Here is a 20,613-nt window from a genome sequence, read left to right on the forward strand (position 1 = left end):
CAGTTGGTAGAGCAGTTGGCTTTTAACCAATTGGTCGAAGGTTCGAATCCTTCACAGCCCACCACTTTTCTGAAAGTGAGATTGCCAGTTAGGCTTTGATTCAGACGTAATACATCATTACGAAAACCAGATGGGTCGTTAGCTCAGTTGGTAGAGCAGTTGGCTTTTAACCAATTGGTCGAAGGTTCGAATCCTTCACGACCCACCACTTCTCTGAAAGTGTTGCCTGTCAGGCATAGATTTAGAAACAAAACCTAGATGGGTTGTTAGCTCAGTTGTTTGTGCTCTTGTTAACAAGAATAGACAGTTGGCTTTCTCTCCAATTAAGACATAAGTTTTAATGAAACTAGATGGGTCGTTAGCTCAGTTGGTAGAGCAGTTGGCTTTTAACCAATTGGTCGAAGGTTCGAATCCTTCACGACCCACCACTTTTCTGAAAGTGAGATTGCCTGTTTGGCTTTAATTCAGAATCTTTCAAGTAAACCATTATTCTTCTCTATCTCTATCTCTATCTCTTTCTTTGTCTGTTATGAATAAAGTTATAGTCAAATAAAACCTAGTTTTTTAATTAGCTATTAATACTTTGTTTTTGTCAAACTTTACTTGTCAATCTTAAGTGCTGTTTTTAAATGGTAATTTACCTTCTGAGCTCTAACCTGCATTTGCAAGTAAACCTTATACCTTTTAATAGCTTGCTTTAGTTCCTAATCTTCCTAGTTAATCCATTTTAGCCTTTCCTCATCTACTTTTGTCTAATAGACCTATTGCTAATGTTGCTTGTTTGTTATGTAGGTCATATTGCAATGGATGATAAGAACAGGGAGAGCATGATGAAACAAGCAAAATTGAGTTTAGCAATTGGTATCTCGATGCTGGCATTAAGTAATGTTAGTTATGCAGATACAGAAATGAAGTTTGGTGGTTACGTGAAAGCTGATGTGATGTTCAGTGACTATGGTAATGGGGCGCCAGACTCAGGAAATTTATCCCGTCAGTTTTATGTACCTGGTACTATTTATGGAGAAGAAGGAAATGGCAATCAAGTTGTCGATTTTCAAGCCCGTGAAACTCGATTTAATTTCATGACAGTTTCAGATTTTGATGGCCACAAATTAACAGGTTTTATTGAATTAGATTTCATGACACATAGCGATGGTAACGAGCGAGTGTCAAACAGCTACTCACCACGTATCCGTCAGGCATTTATAAGCTATGACAATTGGACTGTCGGTCAGACATGGACTACATTCCAAAATCCAGGTGCATTGCCTGAAAACTTAGATTTTGTGGGCGCAGCTGAAGGTACCCCTTTTGTGCGTCAAGCAATGATCCGCTATACCAATGGTGGTTTCCAGATAGCAGTAGAAAACCCAGAAACAACCGTTAATCAGTACCAAACTGCATCTCGTATCACGAGTGGTAGCGGGATTGTGCCTGATGTCGTTGTACGTTATAACTTTAAAACAGAAGGTGGCACAGCGATTTCATTAGCAGCTATTTTACGTCAATTAAATGTAGAACAAAATGTGGGTAATGATGCTATCGATTCAACAGAAATGGGCTACGGGGCCAGTATCGCAGGTGTTATTCCTGTTGGCAGCGATGACTTTAAATTCTCAGCAACTTACGGTGAGGGTTTAGGTCGCTATATGGCACTTAACTATGCCAATGCAGGTAATTTAGATGCTTCAGGAGAAATTCAAACCATCAGTTCTTATGGTGGTTATGCTGCTTATCGTCATTGGTGGAATGACAAGTGGCGTTCAAGTTTAACGGTGTCTGCATTTAAAGCTGATAACGATACCATGCTATCAAGTGCTCAAGTGAATGCTGAATCATATTCTAGTTATATTAACCTACTGTATTCACCAACTAAGCCACTCACGTTTGGTGTTGAATATATGTATGCAATGAACGAACGAGAAGATGGCAGCGATGGTGATTTAAGTCGTATCTTATTCTCGGCTAAATATGTGCTTTAACATTAATGTTAAATAGCAACTTTTCCCGATGAATAAGTTGCATTAAAAAAGGGTTAATTCATTCGAATTAACCCTTTTTTCGTTTAATTTATAAGCCTGTCGTAATGTACGATTTAGCCTAGTAAGTTATTTGAGCGAACGTATTGTTCAAATTCAGTGTAACCGCCAACATGAACTTCATCTACGAAGATTTGCGGTACAGTTTCAACAGGTTTACCCACTGTTTTTTCTAAATCAGCTTTAGAAATACCTTCAGCATGAATATCGACATATTTGAATTTAAAACCGTCACGCTGTTCAGTTAATTTTTCTGATAATTCAACTGCACGTACACAATATGGACAGCCTGGACGGCCAAAAATTACAACAAACATAGTGACTCCTTTTTTTGATTTGACGATTTATACCATAAGTTTTATCGAATTGATAATTTATAGCTAACTCGGCTAAAAACTACTTTCATTAATGGTTTTATAACGACCTTTATAGTCAAAAAACTTCTCAACTAAATCCCATTTGTGTTTTTGTTTTTTAAGCAGTAGCAAATCTGGTTTTTTAAATCTGTCGATTTGAGCCACAAGCTGTTGAGGGGTTTTATATTGTGGGTGTTTCATTCCCGGTGTTCTTGAGTGGGGCGCGATAAAGATAGCGAATAAAGCGCGCCGCTGGGCTGGCGTGTCCATTTTGAAAGTTTCTTTGAAGTCATTGGCATCAATATCATAATATTGAACTATCAGCTTGTTTTCTTCTGCTGTAAGTAGCATTTCTTGGCATTTAAATAAGTGATGATGCTGTGACGCTAGCACCTGCTTTAAACGTTTGTCTGGGTCGATAAGCGTTGATTGGCAGGTCTGACAGATACGTGCTGCAATGTCATTCTCTGCGCCACAATCCGGGCACGATTTAGAGCGAAAACGAAAATCACATTGATGTTTTTGGGTATCGTGGGTATTTTCGATAAGCCCTTGGCAGCGTCTACCAAAATGTTCAACAATATCACCGTCACCATCAACTAGCCCCCAAAAGGTATTGGCAAATTGACAAACAGGACAATGAACCTGAACCGGTACAGACTTGCTGTTTGTTTTTACTTGGCCGACTTCTGGGAAATATAGATCATAACCATTTGCAGCATAATCAATCACCAAACAGTCTTGTTTATCAGGGGCTAAGCGTAAGCCTCGGCCTATCATTTGCTGAAATAGACTCACAGAGGCCGTAGGCCTTAATATAGCGATTAAATCAACATGAGGCGCATCAAAACCTGTTGTCAGCACTGCAACGTTGACAATGAACTTTAGCTGCTGCTGTTTGAAGCGGCTAATAATGTCGTCACGCTCTATATGCGGGGTATCAGCAGTTATTAACGCTGCATCGTCAGCCAATATCTTTATTACTTCTTTTGCATGTCTCACTGTAGCTGCAAAAATAAGCACGCCTTTACGATGCTCTGCAAGTTGTAGTACTTGCTTGATAATTGCTGTGGTAGCACGGCCTTGATGATTGAGTAAGTCATCGACTTCTTTTTGTGGATATTCGCCAGTTTCTGATGGCGTCACTTGGCTAAAGTCATATTGAGCACTTAAGCCATCAAAAATTTTAGGTGCTGTTAAGTAACCTTTTTTAATCAAAGGCCGCATGGGTAATTCAAAAATGCATTGTTCAAATATCGGCTTTTCAGTATTACCGACTTTGCCATGGTAGTGGTGTCGGTATATCCAACCTAAACCTAAGCGATATGGTGTCGCGGTTAACCCTAATAATTTAAATTGTGGATTTTGCTTTTTCAAATGAGCAAGTAGCTGCCAATATTGGCTATTCTCATCGTTGCTGACTCTGTGACACTCATCGATGATTACTAAAGAAAAGATCTGCTTAAACTTCTCTGGTGACCGCGCTGCAGACTGGACGCTTGCAACGACGGTTTTACCAACGGCTTTTTTTTGATTAAGGCCTGCTGAATAAATACTGGCTTGTTCTGTCAATAAACCTACTTTTTCGGCATTCTGCGCTACTAACTCTTTGACATGAGTTAGTACTAATACATTACCTCTTGCTATTCGAGCTAGTTCGGCAATGACGATACTTTTTCCGGCACCAGTAGGTAGGACGAGTACCGCTGAGTCGTTACTCTTTTTAAAGTGGGCTATGGCAGCATTGACAGAATCTTGCTGATAATCACGCAGTGAAATGGCTACAGGCATAAAATCTTTGTTATTTAACTCGAATTAAAAGTATGAGCTTGGCTCATAAGCGAAAAGCTACTTTAGCATGGAAGTGGATGTGAATTAGATTTTTACCTTAGTAGAAACCATATAATGGGCATAAAAAAGCCCCCTCAATTGAGGGGGCAATGAGAATCTGGTCAAGACTCTCTAGGTGGGTAGGACGTAAAAGGTTCGATTAACCTGACAGACCAAAATCGTCAGTGTTATTCGGTTTTATTTAAGCGGGACTCGATAAGTGTATCGATAACCGCAGGATCTGCTAGGGTTGAAGAATCACCTAAGTTAGTCACTTCGTTGGCTGCAATCTTACGTAAGAATCGACGCATAATTTTACCCGAACGTGTCTTAGGCAAACCGCCAGCCCATTGAATTAAATCAGGGGTTGCTAGGGCGCCAATTTCTTTACGTACCCATTGACGAAGGCCTTGACGAAGTTCTTCTGTTTCTTCAACACCTTTAGTCAGTGTGACATAAGCGTAGATACCTTGACCTTTAATGTCATGCGGGTAACCAACAACTGCAGCTTCTGCAACTAATTCATGTGCAACCAGTGCGCTTTCAACTTCAGCTGTACCTAAACGGTGACCTGAAACATTAATAACGTCATCGACACGGCCTGTGATCCAGTAGTAGCCATCTTCATCACGACGAGCACCGTCACCAGTGAAGTACATGCCTCTGAATGTTTTAAAGTACGTCAGTGCGAAGCGATCATGATCGCCATATACGGTACGCATTTGGCCTGGCCAAGAGTCAAGAATAACTAAGTTACCTTCAACTGCGCCGTCTAAAATATTGCCCATGTTATCAACTAAGGCAGGTTGCACGCCAAAGAAAGGACGAGTTGCAGAGCCTGGTTTAGCATCAGTTGCACCTGGTAACGGGCTAATTAAAATACCGCCAGTTTCTGTTTGCCACCAAGTATCGACAATTGGGCAAGATTCATGGCCAATCACTTCGTGATACCAACGCCATGCTTCTGGGTTAATCGGTTCACCCACTGAGCCCATTACACGCAAAGAGCTACCATCGAAACCTTCAAACTGCTCTTTACCTTCAGCCATTAATGCACGGATTAATGTTGGCGCAGTGTAGAGGATATTCACTTTATGGCGGTCAATCATTTCACCTAAACGAGAAGGGCCTGGGGAGTTAGGAACACCTTCATGAATAAGTACTGTTGCACCGTTAGCTAATGGGCCATAAACCATGTACGAGTGACCAGTAATCCAACCTACATCAGCAGTACACCAGTAAACTTCACCTTCTTTGTAGTCAAATACATACTCGTGAGTCATTGATGCGTAAACCATGTAACCACCAGTGGTGTGAAGCACACCTTTGGGATTACCGGTTGAACCTGAGGTATAAAGTAAAAATAGCGGGTCTTCTGCGCCCATTTCTTCTGCTTGGCAATGCTCTGAGGCTGTTGCCATCACATCGCTCCACCAAATGTCACGACCTTCAACCCAATCAATATCGCCACCCGTTCGGTTCAGTACAATGACTTTTTCGACGCAATCGACATCTGGGTTATTAAGTGCATCATCAATACTGCGCTTTAGAGGAATTTTACGACCGCCGCGAACACCTTCATCAGCAGTAATGAGGACTTTTGAGTTACCATCAATAACGCGTGAAGCAATTGAGTCAGGTGAGAAGCCACCAAACACAACTGAATGGACAGCGCCAATTCTGGCACAGGCTAACATTGCTACAGCCGCTTCTGGCACCATAGGCATATAAATCGTAACGACGTCACCTTTGCAAACGCCTTGGCCGCGAAGGGCATTAGCAAACTTACAGACATCAGTATGAAGTTCGCGATAGGTTATTTTGCGCTGCTCGCTGGCATCATCGCCTTCCCAAATAATAGCAACACGGTCGCCATTTTGTTCTAGGTGACGGTCTAAACAGTTAGCGGAAGCGTTTAATGTTCCATCATAAAACCAGTTGATTGATAGGTTATGATCATCAAAGGAGGTTTTCTTAATTTTGGTGTAGGGTTTGATCCAATCAATACGCTTACCGTGTTCTCTCCAAAAACCTTCTGGATTTACCACAGATTCTTGGTACATTTTCTTATAGGTATCATTGTCTACCAGTGCGTTGGTTGCGAAATCTGCTGGTACTTTATAGAGAGACTGCGAGCTCATATGGCTTCCCTTTGTCGAATTTAGCGTTACGAAAGTATCGTCTGCAAGGTGAGGTTAACACTATTAGACCTTGGTCTAGTTTTAAAATATCCTTAATATTTAACCTGTTGCGCATGTTAGCATGGCACCAAATTGATACAGATTTATTGCCTGATTATTAAGCAAAAATAATAAGAAGAGAACACCATGAATTTGACCTTAGTCGTTGCTGTCATTGCAATTTGCTATGTTTCTTTACTGTTTATCTTAGCGTGGGGTGCTGAGCGGTGGTTTAGTAAGATCACCAAAAAAGTGCAAGTGTGGATATACGGCTTAAGTCTAGCGGTTTATTGTTCTTCTTGGAGCTTTTTAGGCACCGTTGGTCAGTCTGCAACCGATTTATGGTCTTTCTTACCTATTTATTTAGGCCCCATCTTAGTTTTCACCCTAGGTTTTGGGGTGTTGCGCAAGATGGTGATTATCTCTAAAGCACAAAATATCACCTCAGTTGCGGATTTTATTGCTGCGCGATATGGCAAATCTCAAACCCTTGCAGCCATTGTTACGCTGATAGCATTATTCGGCATCATGCCTTACATCGCTTTACAACTTAAAGCGATGGTGTTCAGTTTAAATTTATTCCAACCAGACGACCAGCCGTTAAGTGCGGTTAGCGTTCCATTATTGATTACTTTTATTTTAGCTATTTTTGCCATTTTATTTGGCACCCGAAAACTGGATGCCACAGAACATAACCCAGGGATGATGGTGGCCATTGCATTCGAGTCATTGGTGAAACTGGCGGCATTCTTGATCGTTGGTTTTGTGATTACCTATATCTACTTTGATGGCTTTGGTGATATTTGGCAGCAAGCATCAGACAAAGATATCATTAAAAATGGCAGCTTGAATGTTGTGTCATTTCTACCTGAAATGTTAGTGGGTATCGCGGCCTTTATGTGTATGCCTCGCCAATTCCATGTGATGGTGGTTGAGTGTGCTGAAGAAGCGGTACTTAACAAAGCGCGTTGGATTTTTCCGCTTTATTTAGCCATGTTCGGACTATTCGTTGCGCCGCTGGCATTGGCTGGCACCTTATTATTAGGTGATAGTGTTGCTGCTGATACTTACGTGATTAACTTGCCTCTTGCATTGGATCAGCCTGTGCTGGCTGTTATTGCACTATTGGGTACTTTGTCAGCTGCAACAGGTATGGTCATTGTGGCGGTAGTGACGATTAGTGTGATGATAAGTAACGAATGGCTAGTGCCTTTTATGCTGCGTACAGGGCGTGTTAGCGGCACCAACTTTAATCAATTTGCACGATTTTTATTAAATGCTCGCCGCTTAGCCATCGTCATCATTTTGGCCCTAGGATATTTAAGCTATTTATTGTTTGGAAATAGTGAGTCGTTATCACACCTTGGCCAATTATCTTTTGGTGCATTTGCACAGTTAGCTCCCGCTTTATTGGGCGGTATGTATTGGAAATATGGTAATCGCTCAGGGGTGTTTTTGGGCTTAGCTGTAGGCTTTTCTCTGTGGTGTTATATCTTATTTGAAGGCAGTGTAGGTCTTGGTGGTGATACCGGTTTACTTGCTTCAATCAGCCCGGAAGTTGCTGATACATTAATTGCACTGGTTGCCAATGTCATTTGTTATATCTTGGGCTCGTTGTGGTTTAGAGCAGGTGTTGCTGAACGCATTCAAGCCAGTCACTTTATTAATCCAGGGGTGAATAAGCAGGGGGATAAAAAGGATTCAAACCGTAAGCATGGCGCGATTTCGCAACAAGATTTACTCATTCTGGCCAGTCGATTTGTCAGCCCTACACGAGCATACGAAAGCTTTAGTAAATTTTCTCCTGATGCTGTGCGCAGTGATTCTTGGCATAAAGTGGCTGGGGAGCCTTTGATTTCTCATACCGAACATATGCTTGCTGGTGTCCTTGGTGCATCGAGTGCTTCATTGGTGATGGATTCTGTTCTACAAGGCCGCGATTTAGCGCTTGATGAAGTATTTAGCTTAGTTGATGAGGCGTCATCAAAAATCATCTTAAGCCAAGATATGCTGCGAGGCGCTATTGAGCATGCTTATGAAGGGATGAGTGTTGTCGATAAAGACTTAAACCTGGTGGCATGGAACTTTAAATACTCTGAGTTGTACGACTATCCTGATGACTTTTTACAGCAGGGGATGCCTATCAGTGAGGTGGTTCGTTTTAATGCTGCAAGAGGCTATTGCGGCGAAGGCGACATCGAAACACAAGTTGAAATTCGTGTGCAACATATGCGAAATGGTAGCGCACATACCTCAGAGCGCCAACGCCGTGACGGTAAGGTCATAAAAATCCAAGGTAACCCAATGCCTGATGGCGGCTTTGTCATGACCTTTACTGACATTACTCAGTATCGCCAACAAGAGAAAGCCTTAATTGAAGCGAATGAAACGCTAGAGTCGCGGGTTCAAGAGCGTACCTATGAGCTGGCAATGCTTAACAGTGAACTGCTAGAAGCCAAAGCACAGGAAGAACTCGCAAATGCCTCCAAAAGTCGATTCTTAGCCGCTGTCGGTCATGACTTAATGCAGCCATTAAATGCGGCGCGTTTATTTACTGCGTCTTTGGCCCAATACCCTGATTTAGATTTGGAAGGTAAAACGACTATTTCTCATATTAATAACTCACTTCGCACCGCTGGAGAGTTATTAACGGATTTATTGGATATATCAAAATTAGATTCAGGAATGGTGGAGGTCAATCGTCGAGATTTTGCATTAGGCGAGCTGTTAAATGGTATAGCAGTCGAATTTGAAGCGATGGCTAAAGATAATCAAATTCGATTTAACATGATGCCTTGTAATGCCACGATTAATTCTGACTTATCGCTATTAAGGCGGATTTTACAAAATTTCCTCACTAACGCTTATCGTTACGCCAAAGGCGGTCAAGTGTTGTTAGGTTGTCGCCGCCGTGGTGACTTTATCGAAATACAAGTGCTAGATACCGGCTGTGGTATTGATGAGAATGAAACTGAAGAAATTTTTAAAGAGTTTAAACGACTCAATCATCCTAGTAGTCGCAATGTCAGTGGCTTGGGATTAGGGTTAGCGATTGCCGATAGGATCAGTAAAGTACTCGACCATCAAATCCAAGTAACTTCAAAGCTAGGCCAAGGATCCGTGTTTTCAATCATAGTGCCTCTTGGCGAGACGGTAAGTGAGAAAGTTGTTAAACCTGCGCTAACATTAACCCAGCCTTTAGCAGGGGTTAAAGTGTTATGTATTGATAACGAAGAGGCCATTCTAGCAGGGCTTGAGAGCTTATTAACCCGCTGGAAATGTGAGGTTGTATGCGCAACTGATTTGGCCGATGCGCGCATTAAGCTTGGCCTAAAAGGGGTGGCACCAGATATTGTATTAGCCGATTACCATTTGGATAACGATGAAAATGGTGTTGATGCTATGGACGGGATCCGTTCTCGATATGGTGAGCATTTACCTGGGATCTTGATTACTGCTAATACTAACAAGGATTTAGTTGACGATGTTCAAAAGCGCGGTTATCACTACATGGCGAAAATGGTGAAACCTGCGGCATTGAGAGCACTTATTTCCAGTTTAGTGAAGTAAGGCTAGTGAAGTAAGGTTAGTGAAGTAAGCTTGCTCGTTATAACAGTCGTCAAACTGGTGTGAAAGGGATGCGAAATGATTACAGTATATGGTGATGAAAAGTCAGGTAATTGCTACAAAATCAAATTGACGCTTAACCTGCTTAATATTAATTATCAGTGGCAAAATGTTGATTTGATGAAAGGCGAAACTAAAACAGCTGAGTTCTTGGCTAAAAGCCCTCAGGGCAAGCTGCCCATTATTGAATTAGCTGATGGTCGAGTGCTTGCTGAATCTAATGCCATCATTGGTTACCTAGCCAAAGACTCGATGCTTATACCTAATGATGAATTTGATAAAGCTTTGATGTATCAATGGATGTTTTACGAACAGTATACCCATGAGCCATGTATAGCAGTAGCAAGGTTCATTCAGCTATATCAAAATATGCCAGCAGAACGCCAGTCTGAATATGAAGCCTTACACGCTAAAGGAGGGCAAATTCTGACGTTACTCAATGAGCAATTATCTGATAAACCTTTCGTGATTGGCTCGCAGTTTACCTTGGCTGATATTGCACTTTACGCCTATACCCACGTTGCACATGAAGGGGGCTTCGATTTAATTCATTATCCCAATATTAATAAATGGTTAGAGCAGGTATCTAAGCAAAAGGGATATGTGAGCATGTTTGGTTAACACAGCTTGTATAACACGTGTTCGGCTAACACATGCTTAACTAACAAATAACGGATTAAGGTATGGGTCAATTGAAGGGTAAAGCCGTCTTAGTTTAAAAACTCTTTTATCTATGGAAGCTATTTAGTCAGTCAATATTTGGCAAGCTTTAGCCAAATCGTTAACCTTTAGGCATAAAAAAACCTTACTGAGTGACACTGCAAAGCAGTATTAATATCAGTAAGGTTTTTTAATCAGGACAGTTTTAAATTACTTCTCTAACTTAGTGAAGTAATCAAAAATAACTGGTACGTCATTCTGACCCATACCAGCATCAACAGCTTCTTGTAAGCTAGTTGAAGTACCTTGAGCGATAAGAGACTTAGTACCTAGGTCTTCACACATTGCAAGGAAGTAACCAAGGTCTTTGTTAGCGTTAGCTACAGAGAAACCTAACTTTTCTTCGCCATCTACAGCGTAAAACTTACAGAACTGCATGAATGGTGAGTTTGAAGGGCCTGCAGACATGATATCAAACAGTTGTTGACCATCAACACCAGCTAGTTTTGCAACAGCAAAGGCTTGAGACATAGTCGCAACTGTAGTCATGCCCATGAAGTTGTTGATTAGTTTAGTTGTGTGGCCCGCGCCAAGTGCACCTAAGTGGAATACATTCTCGCCTTGCTCTTCTAAAAGAGGCTTAACCTTGTTGAATGTATCCATGTCACCAGCAGCCATGATGTTTAACAGACCGTCTTTAGCGTGTGCAGGTGTGCGACCTAAAGGAGCATCAATCATGCCAGCACCTTTTTCAGCAAGTGCTGCACCAATCTTCTTAGTAGAAGCTGGGATAGATGTACCGAAATCAACTAATACAGAACCTTCTTTGATACCGGCTAAAACACCGTCATCACCGTAAACAATTTTTTCAACTACAGCTGAAGTTGTTAAACAGAACTGAACAATGTCACTTGCTGCCGCTAATTCTTTAGCTGAAGTGAATTGTGTAGCATTACCACGAGCAAGAACAGCATCAACTGCATCTTGGCTAAGATCCATTACGTTAACTTGGTAACCACGTGTTTGAAGGTTTTCAACCATGTTGCCGCCCATAAGGCCAAGTCCGATGAAACCAATGACAGGTTTTGTCATATCTAACTCCTAAATATTTTGGTAAATGCTATCTAAATGCTAAAACAATAAGCATCAAGGATAGGCGTGCTAAGTAATTTATATAAAGCACCAGCTATTAATAACGCTGTCTTTATATATTCAAATTAATGGTACGAATTCTTTACTTACTTCTGATTTTTTAATTGTATTACAATAAGACTGTAAAGCCAAACTATTACTGACCAATTTTATTAATTGGTTTACCAATTTGTGATTTTGTGATGTTGGTTGTTTTTTGAAGTAAACAAAGTGGTGTGGCTATTGTGTTTAATTAAGAGAGCCCATTAAATGTTAAAATAGGCTCTCTTCAAAGGTGCGGCTAAATTAGAATCTAGCGCGTAGACCTAGCGTGTAACGACGATCTGATTCACTGTATTTCCATACAGAACCCAGCTCAGTTGTGTACTCAATTGGCTCACCAGTTAAGTTTACTACGTTACCGACAACTGCAAAGTGTTCATTGATATCCCAGCTTGCTGAGAAATCAAACTGACCACGTGCTTCACGGTAGTTGTTACCTACAGTTGCATCAAAGTTTTCAGCAGTAGGGTCATTTTGGTTAAATACGTTATAACCTAAAGCACCGACTGTTTGAACACGTTTTTCAGCTTGTGAATATAAGTAACGGTCGCGCCAGTTGTATGCTAAACGGAACTGTAGATCTTCATTTTCCCAGTAAATTTGACCGTTAGCCGTATTTTCTGAAATATTTAGAAGAGGGTTACCGTCAGGCTGTTCACTATCAGCATAGGTATAGTTGGCATTAACACCAAAACCAGACCAGAAACCAGGTAAGAAGGTAAATTGTTGCTGATAACCAAGCTCTAAACCTCTAACTTCACCGCTACCACCATTGACATCAGTATCAATGACAATACCAGTTTGACCTGCTGCTTTTTGTTGATCAACATAAGCTAAACCTTGGGCTTCAGTGGCAAAGTTAACATCGCCTTGGCTTTGACCTGCTGTGTCGAGTAAACAAATGTTACCCCACTCAGTGGTGTTCTGACCTGATACCGTACTTGCATCAGCTAGACAGCTGCTGTCAGTTTGAGTAAACGAGTTAACATCTTTATAGAAAAGCGCTGCAGAAACGATACCACCGTCTCCAAAGTAGTGCTCTACTGAGAAATCGTATTGCGTTACGCGGTACGGCTCAAGTTGGTAAGAACCTTGAGTACCGGTTACTAACGAGTTATCGATTGTTAATGCTGGGCTTAATTCATCAAAGTCTGCACGGCGCATTACTTTAGCCGCTGCGAAACGCATTAAGGTTTCTTCGGTTAGTGTGTACGTCACGTTTAAGCTAGGTAGGAAATCTGAATAATCATTTTTACCTGTATCTAGTACTTTATTACCATCAGCGTCTACTGATGCAACAACACTAGATTCAAGTTCTGTTTGAATATAACGACCACCAAATACTGCAGTTAAGTCTTCAAAATCTAAATGGAATTGAGCGTAAATTGCGCTAGTTTTCTCATTAATTTCTTTATATGCACCGTTATCTTCAACCATGTTGTCGGCTAAAGTACCATTCATAGCATAAGAAGTACCTTCAAGCATTTGCTTAACAAGCTCATAAGTTGCTTCTGTATTTTGAAGTTGGTCAGCATCATAAACATTGTATGTTAATAAATCGTTTTGGCCGTTGACACCTGTTTGGTCAAACGAGTTATTAAGATTAACGATGTTCATGCTGTCGCTAAGAAGGGCATTATCAATCCAGATTGGCGCAAAGTTACCATTGTCATCAACGGCTTTTTTGTATGAATCTTTTAACGTGGTGTTACCATTAATTGGCTTAAGATCAAAACGGTTAGCTGTGTAATCACGGTCTGTAAAGCGAACACCGGCTTTAACAGCTGAAACCCAATCTACACCGATATCAGATATTTTAAAGTCAAAGCGAAGTGCTTGTTCTTCATTATCTGTTTCGAGTGTTTTGTGGAAAAATTCACGGAAAACTAAGTTATCAGGGTTAGTCAACATACCTGAGTCAGCATACATGTAACCTGGAATGCCTCCACCTGAGTATGAGCTACTGGTACTGGTGTGCGTCACTAAATCAGTTGTAGGATCAGTACGTTCAACAGGGCGTAGGTTAAACTCGTTAGCTGTCTGTTTTTCTTCTGATTTAGATAAAGAGTATTCAGCAGAAATTTCAATTGAATCTGTTAAGAACCATTCACCACCAATAGCGTGTGAAGTGGTATCTGATGTAGTGAAGTCACTCCATGTTTTTGGAATCACTAATACGCCATCTAAATCGTAGTTATGTAGCTCACCATTACTATCATAGTAAGAATCACTTCTAGCGACACTAGAGCCACCTACATCAAGAATAGAGTAAGCTGATTGACCACCGTCAAGCTTAGTTGCATTCAAATCAAGATAGATATTCGCTTCTGCACTTACAGGTTCCCACTGTAGAGAGATACCATAAGCAGTTCGTTCACGTTCTTCTGTTTTTTGTTCTACTGTATTTTGAGTACGACGCAGGTATTTACCATTTGGTCCACCTGAATCATCAACAACACCGTCACCATCAATGTCGATGTTGTCTTGTAAATCTACTTTGCTAAAAAATTCATCACGGCGTAATTCACGATCTAAATAAGCTAAGTTAGCTGAAGCACCGAAAGAACCCGCATCACCTAAGTCCCAGTTATTACCAATACCCATAGAAAAATTAGGTGCCGTATTTTCTGTTTTATCAGCGTACTCACCGTCTAACGTAATCGCTACTAGAGGCTCTGAAAGCTCTAATGGGCGAATCGTTTTCATGTTGACAGTACCCCCCAAGGCACCTTCAATCATTTCTGGAGTAGGCGATTTAATCACTTCAACCGTTTTTAAGAAGCTAGATGGGAAGTCATCTAAACCGATACCACCACGACCAGCGCCAGCAGTTGAACGGCCATTAAGTAGGACAAGGTTTTCTGATACACCACGAATTGTGACAGACTCACCAACACCAAAGTCAGTACCAATTGAAACACCAGTAATACGTTGTAAAGCTTCTGCAATGTTGTTATCTGGTAGTTTACCAATGTCTTCAGCAACAATAGCGTCAACGATACGATCATCAGTTCGTTTCATTAAGTTAGCCGCTTTCAAACTACCGAAGATACCTTTAACTGCAATAACCTCTATTTCACTCGTGTCTGCTTCAGTTGCTGGCTCGGCAGCAAAGGCTGGCATAGTGAGTAAAGCGGTTAAGGTCGCTCCGAAGATCGATACATTTGTCGCTTTACTTTTAGCGTCACTAAACATGGCGCTTATTTTATTCAGCTTCATAATTTCCCCAAAAATTGTTTTCGGCCAAGGTTAAACTTTGGTATGACCAATTGTTGTTGTTTTTATCAACAGTAACATTTATATAACAGTAGAAAATCGAATGCAACTTATTATTACCAAAGTGGTTACATTGGTATACCAAGGTCTAGTTTTGTTCTGTTTGTTTCTATTAGTGAACGATGGGCCTTGTGCTTGGCTAGCGTTTGAATGGGCTATGGATACGAACTTCTTTTGGAGCTAACTGTTTGTTTTTAAATGTTTTATTTAATTGGTCGTAATGGGTTGTAGGTATGGTGGTTTGATATTTTTAGTAGGATTATGTTAATTTTGGTCATATCTCAAGTTAAATATTGGTAATACAAGTTGGGGCTGTTTTTGTAATAAAACTTACAGGTTTAGTCGTGATTTAAAATAATTAAAAATCAGATTGATTTGTAGGTTTGAAATTAAAGCTCAATAAAACAGTAGCTTGAGTTGGGTTGATAAAGTTTGAGTTCGGGTGGGAATGCTAAATATCGTAATAATCTAACAAATCTGTTTGTAGAAAACGTATTGGTGCAGTAAGCAAAGAATTGTTAATGAGTTGCTGAAGAGTGCAGTGCGGAACTCAACAACAAGTTCCACAGTTTAATCAATTAGTTCACTTAATATAGATCATTTATTAGCTAAATAACGGGCCACAGCGGGCTGGTAAGGGCTATCAATCCCTACATAGGCAGGCCCAAAAGCGGAAAGCCCACGCTCAGTGGTGAACTCTTTAGGTGCAGGAAGTACTACAATGGCCACATTCATTTGTTTATTGAAATTTGGATTGGTAATAGGGGTTAGGCTATCCATGTCTAAGCAGCAAATTAAGTCAGGGATGGTAACATCAACTACATCATTGAGTCTGGCCACAAGGTTCTCGTTCTTAACTTCAATATGGTAACGGTTTTTAATAAATTCGCCCGTTCCGTCAATAAAGACTTCACCAATGGTAAAACCATCTTGGGTGTTAAAGTTAAAATCAGAGACTACACCTCTGAATGCCACATAACCTTCACCGTGGCTTGCTATCTCAGTTGCAATATCTTTATTTTGTTCTTTGGCTAGACGATAAGCCTGGCCAATGGCTAATGACTTAGAAATCGTGCCTTTTATGACGGCATCTTTGACTTGCTCGATGGGCATTGCATGATCTATGGCGGCAATATCATTGCGACTTATCATAGATAATGCACGCACAACACTTTCTGCGCGTAAGTCATCTATGACGTTTTCACAAATAAAACACTCACCAAATTCATTGGCAGTGACAATCGGCGCCGCAGGGATATCATTAAAATAGTAAGTTGAGTGGGTTATCTCTGGCACTGCTCTTCCTGCGACATCAGCATCAATGATATAACCATTAGCCATCGCAGCAACGTAGAACGAGATAGCGGTATTTGAACCACCTAGCTCACAACAAATTGTGCCGTAAAACTCATCGCCAGTGTATTTTTCAAGACGTTTAAAAGCTGTCATAATCGATGAATCTGCACATTTTGGCAGACGCTTATATTGTAATTCTTCTTCCTCTGACATTGGCGTTAATGCGCCGAGCATATACGGGGTACATATTTTTTTGCCTGTTGGCACTTCATCAACACTAACCAGATTAAAAGTTTTACCTTCTGCTATCGCTTTATCGATATAATAAAACCCTTCATCAAGCTCACCGCCGCCACCCGTTCCTAAGATAGCGCAACCGTGCAATATGTCAGATAAGTCTAATCGAGTCAGTGTTTTCATCGTTACATCTCTTGAACTATAGGTTAAGTGAAAATAAAAGGGTGTTAACTGCGTTAATGTTAGGGATTAGCTAAAAAATATGTTTTCAAAAATGGCTAGTACACAAAACAATTGATGGTTTAGGTTGAGCGAGACAAACGATTTTTTTGCCAAATTTTCATCAATAGGTAATAACTCGGCATTGTAATGATGATTGCATCGCACACTTCAATGCCAGTAAAGGTGAAGTAACCGTTATTGACGAGTAGCGATGTCGAAATCCCAATTGCCCAAGCGATAACGGCTAGATAATTTATTGCTGGTAAATGAGCGATTTGCGCTAATTGATATGTTTTTTGGCTGCGCAGGATGAAAAAGTCGACGACGTAAATAGCTGCAACAGGCGTGAAAATGATCGATAAGCTAAATAAAAAGTCGGTGAAGTTTGCTAATAGGTTGAATGAAGCCACCACGGTACCTAATACACCAGCTACTACGATAATTTTCCATTCTTTCCAGTTAGCATTAATGGCATTAAATCCTAATGCTGCACTATAAAGGTTAACCACGTTAGTGACCCAGCTGGACATGATTAATAATACAAAGGCTAATGTGCCGATCCCAAGCGTAAGCATCACTTGTAAAATGTCATTTTGTTGAACAGCTAAGCCAGCCATTGCCGCTGCGATATACACAAATGTATTGAGCAGTAAAAAGGGCAGAAAGGAGGCGACAACAGTATCGGTTTTGGTTTTAGCGAATCGGGTAAAGTCAGGCATCAGTACCACACTGACGATAAAACTTCCGACCACGGCGGATACTGCCTCACCAAAACTCAGTGAAATAGTGTCTATATGGTTAGCTGGTAATGCTGTTGTGGGGATAACGTAGCCAAAACTCTTATAAAGCATATATGCGGTTAACAAAAACAGCACGGGTACAAACAGGCTGGATACCTTTTCGATTAACGAAAAGCCCCAAATGGTGGTCAGCGTAATTAGGATCCCAGCAGAGATCTCTAACGCCCAAATAGGCACAGTAAGATTAAACATTTGCATTATTAAGCTTTGGGATACTTCGCTAAACAGATTGATGTTAACGCCGTACCAGCCAAGTAAAGACAAGACAAATGCCAAAGTAAGAAGGTTGGCGCCTTTAGTGCCAAACACAAACTTCATTGTCATACATGATGCTAAGCGGTTATGCATGCCGACTAAGCCGGTTACCGCGCCGAGCACAGATAAAATGACACCACCGATTAAGAATGCGTAAATACTTTGTGTTATGCCGAGTGCGCCGCCTAATTCTAAACCGGTAATGAGTCCAGGAACAGCAAAGGCGAGGCCGCCATTAATCATTCCAATACGTATACCGCCAACGGTTTTATTTGATGGAACTGGGCTGGTGGCATAGTCGTCAAGTAACCCATCAAAGCTTGACTCAAGTTCATTTGATTTAGCTGTATTTGATTGTGCTTTATTTAATTGAGTCGGGCTCGACTGACTATTTGGTTGAACTGGCTGATTAACTGACATGAACCCTCAACAGGCCTCAATTGAGGCCTTCGATTTAATGAATAACGAATTAGAAGTTATATATTGCTTCGATACCATAGGTACGAGGTTTATTTGGCATACGTGCTAAGTCTGTCACACCGTCACCATAAAAGAAGATATCTTCGATGGTGCGCTCATCGGTTAGGTTATTGACATAAAGCTGTACTGTCCAATCGTCTGACTGTAATCCTATACCAGCATTGATTGAGGTAAAGGTAGAGGAGGTGACATCAGGGATCTCAATATCAAAGTATTGCGGACCTTGAACCTGAATATCAGCACGTGACACGATTGACCAGTTAGCACCGATAGGGAACAAGTGATTCGCTGATAGGCTGTAAGTGTATTCAGGTACCCATACCTGCGAGTATCCTTCAAGCTCTGGTCTGTCAGTAAATTCCTTAATTTCAGAGTCAATTAATCCTGCATTGAAACGAACATCAAGGTTTTCAGTCGCTGCCCAGCCTAATTCGACTTCAGCCCCTTTAGTTAGTACATCGTCAATGGCTAAGTTTTCAAGCGTGAAGGTATCGACGTTAAACTGGGTAATTTGCGCATCAGATTGCGAAATCATAAACACAGCGCCGTTTAACGTGACCTTATTTGAGAATAATGTAGTTTTAAAACCTGCTTCATAACTGTCTGAAACCTCTTGGTTAAAGACACGGTTAATACCTTCAGCTGGCTCATTAAAGCCACCACTTCTAAAGCCTCTTGAATAACCTGTATAAAGCAATAAATCAGGATTCATTTGGTAAGCCAGAGTGAACTTAGGCTGCCACTCACTGAATGTGTCTTCGGCAAAGGTCTCTACTGGATTATTCGGATCATATGACTCACGTTTATCGTTGTCGTAACGAAGTGCAGCTGTTAACTCTAACTTCTCAGTAATGTCATAGTTAATTTGTCCTGATAGAGCCCACGCTTTACTACTATTCTTATCGGCAATCGTTAAGTAAATCATATCGTCGGTAAAATCATCTCTATCAAGAGGCACATCACCTAAAAAATCATCGAAGAAATTAATGGTGTTATCACGCTCTTTATCTTGATAAAAAGCCGATACAGCCCATCTGAGTCTTTGATCGCTTTGTGAAGTGAACCTTGACTCAACGGTTAACGATTTAACATCGTTTAAGCCTTCTGTACCGAATGGCGCACGGAAGAAATCATCTTCATCAATAAAGGTAGGATCTGCTGAATAATCACCATCATAGAAGTGAGTGTTTTCAGAGCTGCTATATGCGGTAATAAAGTCGAATGTACCTAAATCATATTGTTGAGTTAACTTTGCGCTGACTTCATACACATCACGTTGGTCGTTATTCCGAATATTTTGTGATGTCGGAATATCAAAATCTTCAGAAGTATCCTCAGTAACGCCTTGGTAATAAGCAAAGCCTGCATCACTGGTAGTGTATCTTCCGCGAAGGTTTAACGTTGTATCGTCAAATAAGTCAAATTCAAGCTGACCAAACACCGAGTCTTCAGAAAAATAATCAGCTTGCTCATCTAAAAAGACGTTATCAATTAACCCATCTGAGTTTTTGGTATAACCGCCAACACGGAAAAATGCACTGCTATCATCATTTAATGCGCCAGACACCACACCATTTAAGTTATATGTGTTGCCATTTCCGTAAGAGCCTTTAAGCGTACCTTCAATTTCATCTGTTGGTTTTTTAGTGGTGACAATCACTGCGCCGCCAATTGCGCCTTTACCGTATAGCGCTCCTTGAGCGCCGCGCATTACTTCAATTCTTTCTATATCAACGAGGTCTTGGTTTATAAACTCTAAATCGGGTGCGGTAACGCCATCAACAACAAACGCCAGTGGCGCATCTCCCACTTGTGGGGTAATGAGACCACGAATGGTGATTCTGGCTAATCCAGGGCGGAAGTTATCAAGTTGGCTTAAGTTAGGCGTTAAATCAGCCACATCACGAAAGTTTTCAATGCGTTGATTTTGGATCATGTCACCACTAAATGCAGTCACAGAGTCTGGTACATTTTGCAGGGTTTCCACACGGCCACGGGCGCTAATCTCTATTCTCTCAATACCAGAATCTACATTAGGAGATTGTTGCTGAGTATCTTCAGCATAAGCAGCAGCAATAAGAGAAAAACTAATCGCAGATGCTAGTAGTGATTTTGCGAAAAATTGATTGTGGCTAATATTCATGTGGTTGCCCTCATAGGC

At 40.9% G+C, this 20,613-nt stretch carries 11 protein-coding genes and 2 tRNA genes; 5 read left to right on the forward strand and 8 right to left on the reverse strand.

The window, feature by feature from the left end; genetic code table 11:
• The first annotated feature begins 132 nt into the window (after positions 1 to 132).
• The 3 genes from L2735_RS17505 to L2735_RS17515 all read left to right on the forward strand — a co-directional run bounded on the left by L2735_RS17505 (position 133) and on the right by L2735_RS17515 (position 1,982).
• Positions 133 to 208, forward strand: a tRNA-Lys gene (locus L2735_RS17505).
• Positions 209 to 352: 144 nt separating this feature from the next.
• A tRNA-Lys gene (locus L2735_RS17510) sits at positions 353 to 428 on the forward strand.
• Positions 429 to 830: 402 nt separating this feature from the next.
• The gene (locus tag L2735_RS17515) at positions 831 to 1,982 is read left to right on the forward strand and encodes a DcaP family trimeric outer membrane transporter (protein WP_248985936.1); all 1,152 of its coding nucleotides are present in this window, start codon (positions 831 to 833) and stop codon (positions 1,980 to 1,982) included.
• Between the two features lie 113 nt (positions 1,983 to 2,095).
• Here L2735_RS17515 and L2735_RS17520 read toward each other — a convergent pair whose 3' ends face one another.
• The 3 genes from L2735_RS17520 to acs all read right to left on the reverse strand — a co-directional run bounded on the left by L2735_RS17520 (position 2,096) and on the right by acs (position 6,366).
• Complete coding sequence (locus L2735_RS17520; protein WP_055026330.1) at positions 2,096 to 2,356, reverse strand: GrxA family glutaredoxin; 261 nt, start codon at positions 2,354 to 2,356, stop codon at positions 2,096 to 2,098.
• Between the two features lie 72 nt (positions 2,357 to 2,428).
• The gene (radD, locus tag L2735_RS17525; protein ID WP_248985937.1) at positions 2,429 to 4,186 is read right to left on the reverse strand and encodes a DNA repair helicase RadD; all 1,758 of its coding nucleotides are present in this window, start codon (positions 4,184 to 4,186) and stop codon (positions 2,429 to 2,431) included.
• Positions 4,187 to 4,413: 227 nt separating this feature from the next.
• Positions 4,414 to 6,366: an acetate--CoA ligase gene (gene acs / locus L2735_RS17530; RefSeq protein ID WP_248985938.1), complete on the reverse strand. Its 1,953-nt coding sequence runs from the start codon at positions 6,364 to 6,366 to the stop codon at positions 4,414 to 4,416.
• A 186-nt stretch (positions 6,367 to 6,552) separates the two neighbouring features.
• On the opposite strand from acs, the gene L2735_RS17535 reads away from it, so the two are divergent.
• Both L2735_RS17535 and L2735_RS17540 read left to right on the forward strand, forming a co-directional pair.
• Complete coding sequence (locus L2735_RS17535) at positions 6,553 to 9,975, forward strand: hybrid sensor histidine kinase/response regulator (protein WP_248985939.1); 3,423 nt, start codon at positions 6,553 to 6,555, stop codon at positions 9,973 to 9,975.
• 75 nt (positions 9,976 to 10,050) lie between these two features.
• Positions 10,051 to 10,653 carry a glutathione S-transferase family protein gene (locus L2735_RS17540; RefSeq protein ID WP_283104695.1) on the forward strand — a complete coding sequence of 201 codons (603 nt, stop codon included), beginning with the start codon at positions 10,051 to 10,053 and terminating at the stop codon, positions 10,651 to 10,653.
• 249 nt (positions 10,654 to 10,902) lie between these two features.
• Here the strand turns inward: L2735_RS17540 and L2735_RS17545 are convergent, their stop codons facing one another.
• The 5 genes from L2735_RS17545 to L2735_RS17565 all read right to left on the reverse strand — a co-directional run bounded on the left by L2735_RS17545 (position 10,903) and on the right by L2735_RS17565 (position 20,595).
• On the reverse strand, positions 10,903 to 11,784 hold the full coding sequence (locus L2735_RS17545; protein ID WP_248985940.1) for an NAD(P)-dependent oxidoreductase: 882 nt from the start codon (positions 11,782 to 11,784) through the stop codon (positions 10,903 to 10,905).
• 345 nt (positions 11,785 to 12,129) lie between these two features.
• Complete coding sequence (locus L2735_RS17550; protein WP_248985941.1) at positions 12,130 to 15,105, reverse strand: TonB-dependent receptor; 2,976 nt, start codon at positions 15,103 to 15,105, stop codon at positions 12,130 to 12,132.
• 654 nt (positions 15,106 to 15,759) lie between these two features.
• Positions 15,760 to 16,878, reverse strand: coding sequence for an S-methyl thiohydantoin desulfurase family protein (locus tag L2735_RS17555; protein ID WP_248985942.1), 1,119 nt, complete (start codon positions 16,876 to 16,878; stop codon positions 15,760 to 15,762).
• A 119-nt stretch (positions 16,879 to 16,997) separates the two neighbouring features.
• A complete protein-coding gene (locus L2735_RS17560) occupies positions 16,998 to 18,392 on the reverse strand; it encodes a cytosine permease (protein WP_248985943.1) in 1,395 nt (464 codons plus the stop codon).
• A gap of 49 nt (positions 18,393 to 18,441) precedes the next feature.
• Positions 18,442 to 20,595 carry a TonB-dependent receptor gene (locus tag L2735_RS17565; RefSeq protein ID WP_248985944.1) on the reverse strand — a complete coding sequence of 718 codons (2,154 nt, stop codon included), beginning with the start codon at positions 20,593 to 20,595 and terminating at the stop codon, positions 18,442 to 18,444.
• Positions 20,596 to 20,613: the final 18 nt, after the last annotated feature.

The sequence above is a fragment of the Shewanella olleyana genome, from assembly GCF_023283825.1.
GTDB classification, from domain to species: domain Bacteria; phylum Pseudomonadota; class Gammaproteobacteria; order Enterobacterales; family Shewanellaceae; genus Shewanella; species Shewanella olleyana.

What these genes read in the sequence shown, in the direction of transcription:
- L2735_RS17515 (WP_248985936.1), top strand. Translation starts at nt 831, where the DNA reads ATGAAACAAGCAAAATTGAGTTTAGCAATTGGTATCTCGATGCTGGCA.
- L2735_RS17520 (WP_055026330.1), bottom strand. Translation starts at nt 2,356, where the DNA reads ATGTTTGTTGTAATTTTTGGCCGTCCAGGCTGTCCATATTGTGTACGT.
- radD (WP_248985937.1), bottom strand. Translation starts at nt 4,186, where the DNA reads ATGCCTGTAGCCATTTCACTGCGTGATTATCAGCAAGATTCTGTCAAT.
- acs (WP_248985938.1), bottom strand. Translation starts at nt 6,366, where the DNA reads ATGAGCTCGCAGTCTCTCTATAAAGTACCAGCAGATTTCGCAACCAAC.
- L2735_RS17535 (WP_248985939.1), top strand. Translation starts at nt 6,553, where the DNA reads ATGAATTTGACCTTAGTCGTTGCTGTCATTGCAATTTGCTATGTTTCT.
- L2735_RS17540 (WP_283104695.1), top strand. Translation starts at nt 10,051, where the DNA reads ATGATTACAGTATATGGTGATGAAAAGTCAGGTAATTGCTACAAAATC.
- L2735_RS17545 (WP_248985940.1), bottom strand. Translation starts at nt 11,784, where the DNA reads ATGACAAAACCTGTCATTGGTTTCATCGGACTTGGCCTTATGGGCGGC.
- L2735_RS17550 (WP_248985941.1), bottom strand. Translation starts at nt 15,105, where the DNA reads ATGAAGCTGAATAAAATAAGCGCCATGTTTAGTGACGCTAAAAGTAAA.
- L2735_RS17555 (WP_248985942.1), bottom strand. Translation starts at nt 16,878, where the DNA reads ATGAAAACACTGACTCGATTAGACTTATCTGACATATTGCACGGTTGC.
- L2735_RS17560 (WP_248985943.1), bottom strand. Translation starts at nt 18,392, where the DNA reads ATGTCAGTTAATCAGCCAGTTCAACCAAATAGTCAGTCGAGCCCGACT.
- L2735_RS17565 (WP_248985944.1), bottom strand. Translation starts at nt 20,595, where the DNA reads ATGAATATTAGCCACAATCAATTTTTCGCAAAATCACTACTAGCATCT.